Genomic DNA, 14,780 nt, shown 5'->3' on the forward strand with positions numbered 1-14,780 from the left:
TCGCATGAATCTCCGAGGACCGGTCGCGCTCGCCCTGGCGCTCGTCGCGCTGCACGCAACCCCGGCAGCCGCCGCCAACATCCTGGCCAACCCCGGCTTCGAGTCCGGGCTGAGCGGCTGGACGTGCGGCACCACGTCCGGCGCGCAGGCCGTGTCGTCACCCGTGCACGGCGGCACCCGCGCGCTCCAGGCCACCCCGCAGGGCAGCGACTACGCGCGCTGCCAGCAGACCGTCACCGTCAAGCCGAACACCGCCTACCAGCTCTCGGCCTGGGTCCAGGGCAACTACGTCTTCCTCGGCGCCACCGGCACCGGCGGCACCGACCCGCAGACGTGGGGCGCGCCGGGCGCGGCGTGGAGCCAGCTCAAGACCTCCTTCACCACCGGCGCCTCGACCACGTCCGTGACGGTGTACGTCAACGGCTGGTACGGCCAGGGCGCCTACCTGGCCGACGACGTGGTGCTCGACGGCCCCGGCGGCACCCCGGACACCCAGGCGCCGACGGTCCCCGGCAACGTGTCCGTCGGCGGCGCCACGAGCTCCAGCCTCACCGTGAGCTGGGCGGCGGCCACGGACAACGTCGGGGTGGCCCGCTACGAGGTCTCCCGCGACGGCGGGGCGCCGGTCGCCGTCACCGGGACGAGCCACCAGGCCACCGGGCTCGCCGCGGCCACCACGTACCGCTTCAAGGTCCGCGCCTGCGACGCCGCCGGAAACTGCTCGGCCTACACCCCCGAGGCGAGCGGCACCACGACGAGCGGCGGCGGGGGTGGCGGCGGCCTGCCGAAGCGGGTGATGGTGGGCTACCTGCACGCCTCATTCGCCAACGGATCCGGATATATCCGGATGAGTGAGGTGCCGAACGAGTGGGACATCATCAACCTCGCCTTCGGCGAGCCCACCTCGGTCACCTCTGGCGACATCAGGTTCCGGCAGTGCCCGGCGGCCGAGTGCCCCAACGTCGAGCCCGAGGCCGACTTCGTCGCCGCCATCAGGGCCAAGCAGGCACAGGGCAAGAAGGTGCTGATCTCGATCGGTGGCCAGAACGGCCAGGTCCAGCTCACGACCGCGGCGGCCCGTGACAAGTTCGTGGAGTCGGTGTCCGCGATCATCGACAGGTACGGCCTGGACGGCCTGGACATCGACTTCGAGGGCCACTCGCTCTACCTCAACCCCGGCGACACGAACCTCGCGAACCCGACCACCCCGGTCGTCGTCAACCTGATCTCGGCGCTGAAGTCGCTCAAGAGCCGGTACGGGGCCACATTCGTGCTGACCATGGCGCCGGAGACGTTCTTCGTCCAGCTCGGCTACCAGTTCTACGGCCCGGGGCCGAACGGCACGGCCGACAGCAGGAGCGCCTCGTACCTGCCCGTCATCCACGCCCTGCGGAACGACCTGACCCTGCTCCACGTGCAGGACTACAACTCGGGCCCGATCATGGGCCTCGACGGCCAGTACCACACGATGGGCGGGCACGACTTCCACGTGGCCATGACGGACATGCTGCTGGCCGGCTTCCCGATCATGGGCAACGCGGGCAACGTGTTCCCGCCGCTGCGCCAGGACCAGGTGGCCATCGGGCTGCCCGCCTCGCCGAACGCGGGCAACGGGTTCACCACGGTGGCGGAGGTGCAGAAGGCGTTCGACTGCCTCGCCAAGGGGACCAACTGCGGCACCTACCGGCCGCGGGGCGTCTACCCGAACCTGCGCGGCCTGATGACCTGGTCGATCAACTGGGACAGGTTCAACGGCTTCGAGTTCTCCCGGAGCCACCGGGCGTACCTGAACGGTCTCACCTGACGAGCTGCGTGGGCTTGAGCGGGATGCCGAGGCCGGGCGGCCGGTAGGTGGGCAGCGCCTCGCCGTACTCGTGCATCCAGGCGTGGTCCACCAGCAGCCGCATCCGCCCGCCGCCGGGTGGGCCGCCCTCCTGCACCGGGGCGGCCCGCCCGGCCAGGCGCGCGACCGCCTCCGCGACCAGCCCGGCGTCGGGCGGCGACAGGTCGCAGTGGTCGTCCGGCCCGATGATCAGGTCCACGTCGGGCGGCAGCGGGTAGATCGGCCGCGGCAGGGCCAGCACGCGCGGCGGCGGCGCCATCGGCCAGCCGTCGCGCACCGCCTCCAGCAGCACCGAGCGCGCGGTCCGGCGCGCGAACAGCCCCTCGGCCAGCGCCCAGCTCAGCGCGCCCACGTCCGCGCGGTCCTCGCCACAGGCGTGCAGGCACAGGTACGGCACCAGCGGGATCCCGGCCCCGCTCGCCTGCGCCCACCCGCTGCCGCAGCCGGTCAGCACCAGCAGCGCCAGCATCGCCCGGTAGGCGGTGTCGGCGTGCGGCGTCTCGAGCCGCCCCGGCACGAGCAGGCAGCGCCCGCCGGTCTTCTCCGCCGTCACGCCCAGCTCCCGCGCGATCTTCAACGTCCGCGACGCGGCCACCCCCGTGCACGCCTCCTGCCAGGCGGGCGTGTACGGCTCACCCGGGTCCGCGTACCCGGACGGCCACACGCCGGGCAACCCCGGCCGGCCCACCCCGTAAACGGCCAGCAGCAGGTCGAACACCGTCGTCACCAGCTCGTCGCCGTCCCGCAGCACCGGCACGCCCCGCCGCAGCACGCCCGGCCCGTCGTCGAAGCGCGGCAGCAGCACCTCCACCGCCTCGCCGCCGTACACGCTCAGCCGGTCGCACCCGCGCCCCAGCAGCCCGCCCGGCACGTAGGCGTCCTCGCGCGCCCGCAGCCGCACCAGCGACGGCAGGTCCGTGCGCTCCATGGCGTGCTCGGCGAACGGCGTCCTGTCCAGGAAGAACTCCTTGAGCAGCACATGCCCCATGGCCATCGCGAGCGCCCCGTCCGTGCCGGGCCGCACGACCAGCGTCTCGTCGGACAACCGCGTCGGATGCGTGCCGATCGCCACCACCTTCTGGCCCTTGTACCGCCCGGCGATCACCCAGGGGGTGTCCGGCGTGCGTACCAACCGGTTGTTCTCCCCCCACAGCAGCACGTACGCCGCCCGCGCCCAGTCGTCGGCCGCCGGGCCCGCGAACCGCGGTCCCAGCACCTGCTCCGGCGCGCACGGATGCTCGGTCAGCACCGCGCCGCCGAGGCCGGCGATCAGCCCCGCCAGCGGCGAGGTGGACAGCGCCGCCACCCGATCGGCCCCGTGGGACGCGGCGGTGTGCACCATCGCCGCCGCCGCCAGTTCGGCCGCGGAAGCGTCGTCGAGCGGCACCCGCCGCTCTCCTCTGAACGGCCGATATTGCTGAGAATTCGCTGTGAGTTTCGCCCAGGCGGCAACCGGGTCACGGACCCCGTCCCGCACCTCGAAATAGAGCCTGACCAGTGCCTGGTTGACCTGCGATCCCCCCATGGAAAAAGTTCAACACAGACAGTGATGCTCTATCGCCATACGTATCGGCATGTCGGGGATAAGAATTGGAAGCCCTGGTGGAAACCACTGCCGGAGTTACGGCAGGCTAGAGGCCGCCATGGATTACGCAGTTCTCACGGGGATAGTCCTCGTCGCCGGTGTCGTACTCGCTCTAGTCGCCCAATGGCGGGATTGGCGTCCACCGCTCGTCGTCGCCATCGTCGTCGGCGTGGCCGTACGCCTGCTCATCATGTACACGTCGGCCATCGATTCGTGGCAACCCGTCGACTTCATGGAGAGCTTCAAGCCCGCGGGCGAGGCCGTGCTGCGCGGCCAGGACCCGGTGCTCGCCAGCGAGGGCGGCTGGCACTTCCTGCCGACCATCCCGTACGTGTACGGGATCCTGCTGTGGCTCGGCATCCCGTGGGAGTACGCCGGGCGCCTGGTCACCGTGGTCGCCGACATCGCGCTCATCCCGCTGGTGGCCAAGCTGGCCGGCGGCCCCAAGGCGTCGCTGCGGGCGCTCCAGTACGCGCTCAACCCCCTCGCCCTGATGATCGCCGCCATCCATGGCCAGGTCGAGCCGGTCGCGCTCGTGTTCGGCGTGGCGGCGTTCGTGGTCGCCCGCGGCCCCGGCGCGCTGGAGCGTCCCGGCATCGCGACGGACGTGGTCGCCCGGGTGCGCGCCGGCGTGGCCGCGTACGGCGTGCGCTCCTCGATCCCGCGCGTGCTCGGCCGCGGCGGCATGCTGCACCGCGCGCTGCTGCCGGCCCCCGGCGACAGGGCCGACCTCAAGCGGGGCGCGCTGGCCGGGGTGCTGATGGGCCTGGCGCTGTGCGCCAAGAGCTGGCCGATCTGGCTGATCCCCGGCATGCTGCTGCTCCTGCCCAACCTGCGCTCCCGGGTCGCCGCGATGTTCACCACCGGGATCGTGCCGCTGTTCTTCCTGGTCACGCTGCCGGTCTTCGCGGGCACGTCCCTCAACCAGATCCCCGCCGTCATCAACACCATCCGCGACATCCGCCCCATCGTCGGCGAGTGGGGCTGGACCCCCTGGTACACCGGCGGCGACTGGGCGCTGCGGCCCGACCTGGCCTCGTTCGGCACGAACCTGATCTACCTGTGCGTCATCGCGGCCGTGCTCTACTGGCGGCGCGCCGACCCGATCGACATGACGACGGCCATCCTGCTCGTCTTCATGGTCGTGACGCCCCGGCTCGGGGCCCAGTACCTGATGTGGTTCATGCCGTTCCTGGTCGCCCGGCCCACCAGGTTCGCCTGGCCGGCCATCGTGGGCGTGTCGATCTGGTCCGGATACGGCTACCTCTACATGACGCAGTTCGACGTCAACAGCTGGTGGTACCTGCACCAGGACTGGTCGCGGGCGTCGATCGTGCTGCTGCCCATCCTGGCGCTGGCCATGCCCTGGGGCCGCCGCGTCGCGACCACGGCCCCAGGACTGGCTCCTCTCGCCGGCCCGTCGAAGCAGGCCAAGGTCAGCTCACCGGCATAGGCCCTCCCACAGGATGATCCACTGGTCGGGGTGGACGTGGGCCACGACGGTGTCGCGGGCGACGCCCGCCGCCTTCAGCGCGGCGTCCACCCCCTGGTAACGGGTCCTCAGCGAGGCGCGCACCGAGCCGCCGACGCCGCCGAAGCCCAGCTCGACCAGCTCCTGGTAGGAGCGGCGGGAGGCGACGAGCGGCTCGGGCCTGCGCTGGACGCGCAGGATCGCCGAGTCGACGGACGGGACGGGGCGGAAGCTCTCCCTGCCGATCGTGTCGCCGAGCCGCCAGCGGAACCACGGCCACGACTCCACCGTGACCAGGCTCCAGCGGCCGTAGTCGCCCGACCGCTTGCGGGCGTACTCCCGCTGGGTGAGCAGCGTCGCCGAGGTCAGGGCCGGCGCCCGCAGGCACCAGTCCACGATCTTCGACGTGATCGAGTACGGGATGTTGCCCACGACCGCGAACGGCTCGCGCGGTGCCCGCGCGGCCGTGAAGTCGCCCCTGACCACGTCGATCCTGGGATCGCTGCGCGTACGGGCGGCCAGCCGCCCGGCGAGCAGCGGGTCGATCTCGTAGCCGACGACCCGCGCGCCCGCCTCGGCGAGCGCCAGGGTGAGCACGCCCTCCCCGGCTCCGGGCTCCAGCACGAGCCCGTCGGGAGCGGCGGCCTTCACCATCAGATCGACGGCATGCCGGTCGGCCAGGAAATTCTGCGAGAGCGTGCGCCTCGCCCGGTCTCTGGGCGTGCGACCGCCGCCGCCATTCCTGGCTTTACGCTGAGTATGCGAATAGTTTCCGTGCGCGAAATTCTGCGCCACAGCACTTGCCCTTTCGGGTCCTCGAGATTGACAGGTCTCGAAGGGCCCTGGGCGCGCGTGCGGACGCTACAGCCTCAGGTGTTCGCGTCCGCTAGCGGGCCAGAGCCCGGCCGTGGCGGATGCGAATGAAAACCGGGCAGGAGAACATGCATGTCATGCCGGTCACAGTAGGCAGCGGTCCGTCGTCCGGGCAACGGAATTAAATGTGATGCGCGGCCGGCGCCGGGTTCGGCCGTGTTCCTGTGTGGCGCGCCCGGCAGCATCGGCCATGTCCTCCGCGCCGATCTTCTACGTGAGACGAGCGCTTTGAGCCCGCTTTGAGGTGGTTCGGGTAGACCTTTACCCATGGACCGACCGGCCAGGGTGCTCGTCGTGGACGACGAGCCGAACATCCGCGCCCTGCTCTCCCAGACGTTGCGGCTGGTGTCGTTCGAGGTCAGGACCGCGGAGACGGGTGCGGAGGCGGTGACGGCCGCCAGGGAGTTCGACCCCGACATCGTGGTGCTCGACGTGATGCTGGAGGACTTCGACGGGTTCGAGGTCGCCAGGCGGCTGGGCGAGCGCGTCCCCGTGCTGTTCCTGACCGCCCGCGACCGGGTCGAGGACCGCGTCCAGGGCCTCACGCTGGGCGCCGACGACTACGTGGCCAAGCCGTTCAGCCTGGAGGAGGTGGTGCTGCGCATCCGCGCCATCCTGCGCCGAAGCCGCTCGACGCCCCGCAACGACGTGCTCCGCTACGCCGACCTGGAGCTGGACCCCGCGGCCCACCAGGTCTCCCGGGCCGGAGTGCCGGTGGACCTGTCGCCCACCGAGTTCAACCTCCTCGAATACCTCCTCACCAACGCCGGCAGGGTGGTGAGCAAGGCGCAGATCCTCGACAGCGTCTGGCACTACGACTTCGACGGCGACTCCAGCATCGTCGAGTCGTACGTCTACTACCTGCGCAAGAAGATCGACAAATGGGAGCCGCAGCTCATCCACACCGTGCGCGGCGTCGGCTACACGCTGAGGACCCCGCGGTGAGGCCGGCCGCCTGGACCCTGCGCACCCGCCTGGTCATGGCCGTGCTCGGGGTCGCCACGCTGGGGCTGGTGCTCTCCACCGTGGCGGGCGTCGTACTGCTGCGCGGCAACCTGATGGGCCGGGTGGACCAGCAACTCGAACAGCTCAGCAGAATCGTCACGATCAAGAAGGGCGACCTCTTCTCGCAGGTGCGGACGCTCCAGCCGCTCCCGGTGGACGACGTCGTCTCCGAGGTGCTCACGAAACGGATCGCCGCCGTCCAGCAGGTCATGATGTACGACACCGCCGGCACGCTGCGGTTCAAGTTCGGCGACCCGAACGAGCCCGGCCCCGTCATCGACGAGGGCAGGATCGGCGAGAACTACACCGCGCCGGGCACCTCGGGGCCCTCCTGGCGAGTCCGCGCCACGAAGGCGTCCAACGGCAACACCGTGGTGTTCGCCCAGTCGCTCTCCGAGGTCGAGCAGACCCAGGCTTCCGCCGTCGCCATCTTCGTCGCGGTGGGAGTGTTCGTGCTGCTCCTGCTCGGCCTGGCCGCCGGCGCCCTGGTACGCCTCGGCCTGCGCCCGCTGACCAGGATGGAGGCCACGGCCGGCCACATCGCCCGCGGGGACTTCGACCGCCGGGTGCCCGCCGACGACCCGCACACAGAGCCCGGCCGCCTGGCCCGCGCCATGAACGTCATGCTCGACCGCCTCCAGTCCGAGATCGCAGCCAGGACCGACTCCGAGGCCCGCATGCGCCGCTTCCTCGCCGACGCCTCCCACGAGCTGCGCACCCCGCTCACCTCCGTGCGAGGCTTCGCCGAACTGCACCGCAGGGGCGGCGACGCCGGCGAGGCGATGCACCGGATCGAGGACGAGGCCGCCAGGATGGGCGTGCTGGTCAACGACCTGCTCACGCTGGCCCAGCTCGACGAGGAACGCCCGATCGAGCGGCGGCCCGTGGACCTGCTGGAGGTGGCCGCCGACACGATCCGCGACGCCCGCGTACGCGCGCCGGACCGGCAGGTCAGGCTCGCCGCCCTCGACGGCCCCCTCGCACCCGTGACGATCACGGGCGACGACGCCCGCCTGCGCCAGGTGGCCGCCAACCTCGTCGGCAACGCGCTCTGCCACACGCCCCCCGACGCGTCCGTCACCGTCAAGGTCGGCAGATCGGACGGCCTGGCCGTGCTGGAGGTGTCCGACACCGGGCCCGGCGTGCCGCCCGAGCACGTGCCGCACCTGTTCGACCGCCTCTACCGCGTCGGCCGGGGCAGATCCAGGGCCGACGGCGGCGCCGGGCTCGGCCTGGCCATCGTCTCCGCCATCGTCAGCGCCCACGGGGGCAGCGTCGAGGTGGACACCGCGCCGGGCGAGGGCGCGACGTTCCGCGTCCTCCTACCTGGCTCCGAGGCGGCTCCCAGCTCGCTTTGAACGGCGCTCGGCACATTCGGAGGCATGACGAAGACACTCATCGCGCCCCCGCTGCTGATCGGGTTGCTGGCCGCGTTCGCCGTCGGCTGCGGCAGCCGGCAGGGTGACACGGGAGTCGCCTCCGTGGCCGTGGGCTCCTCCGCAAAGCCCTCCGCGAGCGCGAGCCCGACCGGCACGACGGACCCGCAGGAGCAGGGCAGGAAGTTCGCGCAGTGCATGCGCGACCACGGGATCCCCATGGAGGACCCGGACCCGAACGGGGGCGGCGGCCTCCAGGCGATCGGCGAGAACGCCGACAAGAAGAAGGTCATGGACGCCGTCGCGGCCTGCCAGGCCTACGCCCCCTTCAAAGACCGCAAGAACCTCGACCCGGAGCAGGTCGACAAGCTCCGCGAGCTGGCCAGGTGCATGCGCGAGAACGGCGTGGACTGGCCCGACCCCAACCCCGACGGCAGCTTTTCCAGCGGCACCGCGCTGAAGCTGGACCGGAACGACCCCACGTTCAAGAAGGCCTTCGAGATCTGTGGCAAGAAGTTCCCGAAGCTGGGGGAGCGGAAGTGACGCAGGTCAAGGAGCCCTCGACGGCCGCCCGCGCCTTACCGCCCCGCCGTCGCCGCCCCCTGCGGGCACTGGCCTGGACGGGCGGCGCCGCGCTGCTCGCCGCCGCCGTCGCGGCCGCCGCCGTGGGCTTCGGCGGAGACGGCACCGGTACGGCCGCCGCCACCCGTACACCCCCGGCCACCGCCAAGGTGACCCGCACGACCCTCACCGAGACGAAGACCGTGGACGGCACCCTCGGCTACGGCGACCCCCTGACCGTCACCGCCAAGTCCCAGGGCACGATCACCTGGCTCCCCGGTGAGGGCACCACGATCACCCGGGGCCACGCCGTCTACAGCGTGGACGCCGACCGCCGCCCCCTCCTGTACGGCACCATGCCCCTCTACCGCACGCTGGAGGACGGGGTCGAGGGCAAGGACGTCGAACTGCTCGAACGCAACCTCGAGAAGCTCGGCTACACCGGATTCGACGTGGACGGCGAGTTCACCTGGGCCACCAGGGAGGCGGTCGAGGACTGGCAGGACGACCTCGGGCTCGACGTCACCGGCAAGATCCAGCCGGGGGACGTCGTGGTCGCCGACGGCCCCATCCGGGTCGCCGACCTGAAGAAGGCGCTCGGCGACAGCGCGGGCGGTCCCGTGCTGACTGCCACCGGCACCACCCGCCAGGTGCTCGTCAACCTCGACGTTGCCGACGAGCACCTGGTCAGGAAGGGCATGAAGGCCACCGTCGAGCTGCCCGACGGCACCGAGGTGAACGGCAGGATCACCCGCGTGGGCAAGGTCGCCACCGAGACCGGCAGCGGCAACGACACGACCACCACCGTGGAGGTCAAGGTTTCGGTGAGCGGGCTGAAGAAGTCGTACGACGCCGCCCCCGTGGACGTCACGATCGTCTCCGACCAGCGCAAGGACGTCCTGGCCGTGCCCGTCGGCGCGCTGTTCGCCCTGGCCGAGGGCGGCTACGGCGTACAGGTCGTCGAGGGCCCGGCCACCCGCTACGCCGCGGTCGAGACCGGCATGTTCGCCGACGGCCGGGTCGAGGTCACCGGCGTCCAGGAGGGCACGACCGTGGCGGTGCCCAAGTGATCGTCGAACTGCACGACGTGAGCAAGGACTACGGCGACGTGGCCGCGCTCCGTGGAGTCTCCCTGGGCATTGAGCACGGCGAGCTCGTCGGCATCGTCGGCCCGTCCGGCTCGGGCAAGTCGACCATGCTCAACATGATCGGCACCCTCGACCGCCCGTCCGGCGGCCTGGTCCGCATCGCGGGGCACGACGTGGGCTCGCTCACCGACAAGCAGCTCTCCGCGCTGCGCGCGAACGTCATCGGCTTCGTCTTCCAGCAGTTCCACCTGGCCGCCGGGGTCAGCGCGCTGGACAACGTGGCCGACGGCCTCCTGTACGCGGGTCCGTCCCTGCGGGAGCGGCGGCTACGGGCGTACGAGGCGCTCGAACGCGTCGGCCTCGGGCACCGGCTCGGCCACCGCCCGCACGAGCTGTCCGGCGGCGAGCGCCAGCGCGTGGCCATCGCCCGCGCCGTGGTCGGCGAGCCGCGGCTGCTGCTGGCCGACGAGCCCACCGGCAACCTCGACTCCCGCTCGGGAGCGGGCGTGATGGAGCTGCTGCGCGAGCTGAACGCGGGCGGCACCACCGTGGTCGTCATCACCCACGACCGCGACATCGCGTCCTCGCTGCCCCGGCAGGTCGAGATGCTGGACGGCCTGGTCGTGGAAGGAGCCCGGGTATGACTCTTCTGGTTGCGGCCCGGATGCGGCCGCGCGACGTGATCAGGGTCGGCGGGGCGGGCCTGCGGGCCAGGCCGCTGCGGGTGTTCCTGTCGGCGCTCGGCATCGCCATCGGCATCGCGGCCATGCTCGGCGTCGTCGGCATCTCCGCCTCCAGCCAGGAGGACCTCAACCGGCAGCTCGAAGCGCTCGGCACGAACCTGCTCACCGTCTCGCCCGGCCAGACCCTGTTCGGCGAGGCGTCCCACCTGCCCGCCGAGTCGGAGGGCATGATCGGCCAGATCGACCCCGTCACCGCGGTCACCGCCACCGGCACCACGCAGGCCAAGGTCTACCGCAACGACCACATCCCCGAGGCCCAGACCGGCAGCGTCTCCGTCACCGCCGCCCGCCTCGACCTCATCGGGGACGTCGGCGCCACCGTCGTCAGCGGCGCCTGGCTGAACGAGGCCACCCACCGCTACCCGGCCACCGTGCTCGGCGCCAAGGCGGCCGACCGGCTCGGCGTCGTCCAGGCCGGTCCCGACCAGCGGGTGTGGCTGGGCGGGCAGTGGTTCACCGTCGTGGGCGTGCTCGCGCCCGCGCCCCTGGCCCCCGAGCTCGACACGGCCGCCCTGGTCGGCTGGCCGGTCGCGGAGAAGCGCCTCGGCTTCGACGGGTACGCGACCACGATCTACACCAGGGCCCAGGAGCAGTACGTCGCCGCCGTCCGCGACGTCCTGGCCGCCACCGCGAACCCGGAGACGCCCAACGAGGTCGAGGTGTCGAGGCCGTCCGACGTCCTGGCCGCCAAACAGGCCACCGACGCCACGCTGAACGCGCTCCTGCTCGGCCTCGGCGGCGTCGCCCTACTGGTCGGCGGCGTGGGCGTGGCCAACACGATGGTCATCTCGGTGCTGGAGCGGCGCGCCGAGATCGGCCTGCGCCGCTCCCTCGGGGCCACGCGCGGCCAGGTCCGGGTGCAGTTCCTCGCCGAGTCGCTGCTGCTGTCGGCCATCGGCGGCGTGGGTGGCGTGCTGCTCGGCATCGGCGTCACGGCGGCGTACGCGAGCCTGCAGAGCTGGCCCGCGATCGTCCCGGTCTGGGCGATGCTCGGCGGCGTCTTCGCCACGCTGATCATCGGCGGCATCGCGGGCTTCTACCCGGCCGTACGGGCCGCGCGGATGTCGCCGACGGAGGCGCTGGCCACTCCGTGAGCATGTCCGATTTCGACAAGAGAACGGCACAGGGGAAGGAGTAGCTTCGCCGTCATGGACGTGATCGACCGTGCTGAGACATATCTGCAGCTCCACGGCCGCCTGCTCGACAGGTTGCGGTTCGCGGCGCTGTTCCGGGACGGCCCCCGCGAACGGGTGCTCGACGTGCTGCGCTGCTACCAGAACACCGACGGAGGCTTCGGCCACGCGCTCGAGCCCGACCTGCGCGGCGCGGGCAGCCAGCCGGAGCCGGTCGAGGTGGCGTTCTGGATCCTGGACGAGCTGGACGCGTTCGACTCGCCGATGGTGGCCGCCGCGTGCGACTACCTGGCCGGGGTCGGCACGCCGGACGGCGGCGTGCCGTTCGTGCTGCCGTCCGTCCGCGACACGCCCCGCGCGCCGTGGTGGGAGACCCCCGACGACCCGCCGGGGAACCTCGTCCCCACCGCGTCGATCGCGGGGCTGCTGCACAAGCACGGCAGCACGCATCCCTGGCTCGCCGCCGCGACCGGCTTCTGCTGGTCGCGGATCGCCGCCCTCACCGAGATCAGCCCGTACGAGGCCCGCGCCGTCGTGACGTTCCTGGACCTGGTGCCGGACCGCCCTCGTGCGGAGGCGGAGTTCGCGCGGCTCCGTGACGCGCTGCTCGCGAACGTCTCGTTCGATCCCGACGCGCCCGGTGACGCTCACTTCCCCCTGGATTTCGCGCCGTCGCCGCTGCGGCTCCCGATGTTCACGGAGGACGTCCTGGACGCCCACCTCGACGCCCTGCTCCGCGCGCAGTCCGACGACGGGGGCTGGAGCGGGAACTGGCTGATGTGGACGCCGCTGGTGGAGCACGAGTGGGGCGGCTACCTCACCGTGCACCGGCTCAGGACGCTGCGGGCGTACGGGAGGCTGCCGGGGTTCTGTCAGTGAGGCGGAGTACGTTGGAGGCATGTATGTGGAACGGCCTCCGACCGCCGACCTCGCGGGCCGTCTCGCCTGCGTGTGGCATCAGGTCAGCGAGGCCGACGCCACGCAGCTCGTGGTGCCCGACGCCTGCGTCGACCTGATCTGGGGGCCTGAGGGGCTGTTCGTGGCCGGTCCGGACACCGGGCCCATGCCGACCCCGATGGCCTCCGGCGACACCTTCGTCGGCATCCGCTTCAGGCCGGGGGCGGTGGGCGACTTCTTCGGCGTCCCGCTCCAGGAGCTGCGCGACCAGCGCGTCCGGGTGTCCGAGCTCCCGTCCCTGCGTGATCAGCCCGTCCGGGTCTCCGAGCTCCCGTCCCTGCGCGACCAGCCCGTCCGGGTGTCCGACCTTCCATCTCTCCGTGATCAGCCTGACGGGCTCGCCGAGCTCACCTCCCTGCACGATCAGCCCGTCGGGGTGTTCGCTTTCTCCTCTCTCCGCGATCAGCGTGTCTCGGTGTCTGACCCCCCGTCCCTCCGGGATCAGCCCATTCGGCTCGCCGACCTCCCGTCTCTGCACTCCGTGGATGTCGCGCCTACCGGGCGGCTCGACGCGATGCTCGCGGCGGTCAGGGAGCGCCTGGCCCGCGAGGTCCCCGCCGATCCCGCGGGCGCCGCCATCGCCGGCGCGCTCAGGATGGGCCGCTCGGTCGGCGAGGTGGCGTGGGACCTGGGGTTCAGCGAGCGCCAGCTGCACCGCCGCAGCCTGGTCACGTTCGGCTACGCGCCCAAGATCCTGCAGCGCATCGTCCGGTTCCAGCGCGCGCTGACCCTGGCCCGCGCGGGCGTCCCTCTGGCGGAGGTGGCGGTCACGGCGGGCTACGCCGACCAGGCGCACCTGTCACACGACGTCAAGCGGCTGAGCGGGGTGTCCATGCGCCACCTGGTCTCACCCGCGGGGTAGCTTGCCCGACACCAGCGCCTGCACCCATCCGGCGGTCGGGTCGCTGTCGATGAACAGCGCCCGCGCCAGCAGGCTGAGCGGAATGGCGAGAATGGCGCCCAGCGGGCCCAACACGAAAGTCCACACGATCAGCGAAAGAAATGTCATCGTCGTCGACAGCCCCACGGCGTCCCCCAGGAACTTGGGGAGAATGAACGACTGCGTGACGACATTGGTCACGGTGTACGCGGCGACGACGAGCAACATTTTCTGCACGCCGCCGTCCAGCAGCGCGAGCATGGCGGGCGGCAGCAGGCCGATGATGAAGCCGATGTTGGGGATGTAGTTGGCGATGAGCGCCAGCACACCCCAGAGCAGCGGGAGCGGTACGTCCAGCAGCGTCAGGGCGATCACGTCGAGCACCGCGTAAATGATCCCGAAGACGGTCGAGACGATCAGGTAGCGCCGAGTTTTGTGCGCGAACGTGGCCAGCGCGGGGACGAGCCGGGCCCCGTTGCCCGTGCCGGAGGTGAGTATTTTCGCCGTCACCGGAGCGTCGAGACACATCGCCAGCAACAACACGACAATGAGAAACATCGACGACAGAATGGCGATCACACTGCCCAGCAGAGCCTGCGCGAATTCCACGATCTTGCCGGGGTCGAATGCCGCCAGTCCTTTGTTGAGCACGTCGTTGCTGACGCCGTGCGTGGTGGCCCAGTGCTGGGCGTCGGAGAGCAGTTGCTGGAACTGGGCGGTGTACGAGGGCAGCAGCGAGGCGAGCTGGGTGGCCGAGATGACCAGGATGCCGACCATGCCGAGAAGCACGAGCACGACGATGAGGAACGGCACCGCGACCTGGAGCCAGGTGGGCGCGTGCCAGGCGGCGAGCCTGCGCCGCACGGGGGAGACGGCGATGACGAGCACCAGCGCCAGCACGATGGGGCCGGCAATCGACGCGACCTCACGGATTCCGTAGAGGACGATGACGGCGGCCGCTATGCCCACCAGGATGATGAGCGCCCTTGGCGCCGCTTGCTCTTGCACGCCCGGTACGTACCCCTGGTAGGCGTGCGTACCGTCGATTTGACGGTTCCCGGAGGCGTACATAGAGTTCACCAGTCCCGAGAGGGCGGCGCTTGATCGTCGATCTCACTCGGGGGCAACCTCCTTTCCACTTCGGTGCGAGACGTGCGCGTCTGGTTCTGGGGGCTGGTAAGTTAGAGGGGTTGTCCCGGAAGCGGGGCGGGTCTTAATTCCAGCAGGTCGAGCAAGTCGGGTCAATTTGACAGGGACTTGAACGG

At 71.2% G+C, this 14,780-nt stretch carries 13 protein-coding genes; 10 read left to right on the forward strand and 3 right to left on the reverse strand.

The genetic code is table 11. The annotated features are described in order from the left end of the window. Positions 1-4: 4 nt before the first annotated feature. Entirely contained in the window at positions 5-1,804 is a 1,800-nt protein-coding gene (locus tag ACWEPL_RS55475; RefSeq protein WP_452441339.1) for a chitinase, read from the forward strand. Here the strand turns inward: ACWEPL_RS55475 and ACWEPL_RS55480 are convergent. Continuing rightward, positions 1,797-3,368, reverse strand: a complete 1,572-nt coding sequence (locus ACWEPL_RS55480; RefSeq protein ID WP_350738876.1) for a molybdopterin-dependent oxidoreductase — start codon at positions 3,366-3,368, stop codon at positions 1,797-1,799. The two genes, ACWEPL_RS55475 and ACWEPL_RS55480, sit on opposite strands and share 8 nt — an antisense overlap. A gap of 118 nt (positions 3,369-3,486) precedes the next feature. Here ACWEPL_RS55480 and ACWEPL_RS55485 point away from each other — a divergent pair, with 118 nt between their 5' ends. Then, positions 3,487-4,881: a hypothetical protein gene (locus ACWEPL_RS55485; protein WP_452441341.1), complete on the forward strand. Its 1,395-nt coding sequence runs from the start codon at positions 3,487-3,489 to the stop codon at positions 4,879-4,881. On the opposite strand, the gene erm is transcribed toward ACWEPL_RS55485, so the two are convergent. Further along, entirely contained in the window at positions 4,870-5,694 is an 825-nt protein-coding gene (gene erm, locus ACWEPL_RS55490; protein ID WP_452441342.1) for an ErmE/ErmH/ErmO/ErmR family 23S rRNA (adenine(2058)-N(6))-methyltransferase, read from the reverse strand. The two genes, ACWEPL_RS55485 and erm, sit on opposite strands and share 12 nt — an antisense overlap. Positions 5,695-6,039: 345 nt before the next feature. Between erm and ACWEPL_RS55495 the strand changes: the two genes are divergently transcribed. From ACWEPL_RS55495 to ACWEPL_RS55530, 8 genes are read left to right on the forward strand one after another with little or no spacing between them, the layout of a single operon-like run. Then, entirely contained in the window at positions 6,040-6,717 is a 678-nt protein-coding gene (locus ACWEPL_RS55495) for a response regulator transcription factor (RefSeq protein WP_355210078.1), read from the forward strand. Further along, positions 6,714-8,135 carry a sensor histidine kinase gene (locus ACWEPL_RS55500; RefSeq protein ID WP_363963062.1) on the forward strand — a complete coding sequence of 474 codons (1,422 nt, stop codon included), beginning with the start codon at positions 6,714-6,716 and terminating at the stop codon, positions 8,133-8,135. The genes ACWEPL_RS55495 and ACWEPL_RS55500 overlap by 4 nt, the downstream gene beginning before the upstream one ends. Positions 8,136-8,159: 24 nt before the next feature. Next, a complete protein-coding gene (locus ACWEPL_RS55505; RefSeq protein ID WP_452441344.1) occupies positions 8,160-8,696 on the forward strand; it encodes a hypothetical protein in 537 nt (178 codons plus the stop codon). After that, complete coding sequence (locus ACWEPL_RS55510) at positions 8,693-9,784, forward strand: peptidoglycan-binding protein (RefSeq protein ID WP_452441346.1); 1,092 nt, start codon at positions 8,693-8,695, stop codon at positions 9,782-9,784. The genes ACWEPL_RS55505 and ACWEPL_RS55510 overlap by 4 nt, the downstream gene beginning before the upstream one ends. Beyond that, the gene (locus ACWEPL_RS55515) at positions 9,784-10,446 is read left to right on the forward strand and encodes an ABC transporter ATP-binding protein (protein ID WP_397375770.1); all 663 of its coding nucleotides are present in this window, start codon (positions 9,784-9,786) and stop codon (positions 10,444-10,446) included. The genes ACWEPL_RS55510 and ACWEPL_RS55515 overlap by 1 nt, the downstream gene beginning before the upstream one ends. Then, complete coding sequence (locus ACWEPL_RS55520; protein ID WP_452441347.1) at positions 10,443-11,639, forward strand: ABC transporter permease; 1,197 nt, start codon at positions 10,443-10,445, stop codon at positions 11,637-11,639. Before ACWEPL_RS55515 ends, ACWEPL_RS55520 begins: the two co-directional genes overlap by 4 nt. A gap of 54 nt (positions 11,640-11,693) precedes the next feature. Next, positions 11,694-12,557 (forward strand): hypothetical protein, encoded by an 864-nt coding sequence (locus tag ACWEPL_RS55525; protein WP_452441348.1) that lies wholly within the window; start codon positions 11,694-11,696, stop codon positions 12,555-12,557. A gap of 19 nt (positions 12,558-12,576) precedes the next feature. Next, a complete protein-coding gene (locus ACWEPL_RS55530; RefSeq protein ID WP_452441349.1) occupies positions 12,577-13,497 on the forward strand; it encodes a DUF6597 domain-containing transcriptional factor in 921 nt (306 codons plus the stop codon). Here the strand turns inward: ACWEPL_RS55530 and ACWEPL_RS55535 are convergent. Next, positions 13,483-14,586 carry an AI-2E family transporter gene (locus tag ACWEPL_RS55535; protein WP_452441351.1) on the reverse strand — a complete coding sequence of 368 codons (1,104 nt, stop codon included), beginning with the start codon at positions 14,584-14,586 and terminating at the stop codon, positions 13,483-13,485. The genes ACWEPL_RS55530 and ACWEPL_RS55535 overlap by 15 nt on opposite strands. Between the last annotated feature and the right edge of the window lie 194 nt (positions 14,587-14,780).

The organism is Nonomuraea sp. NPDC004186 (assembly GCF_053603495.1).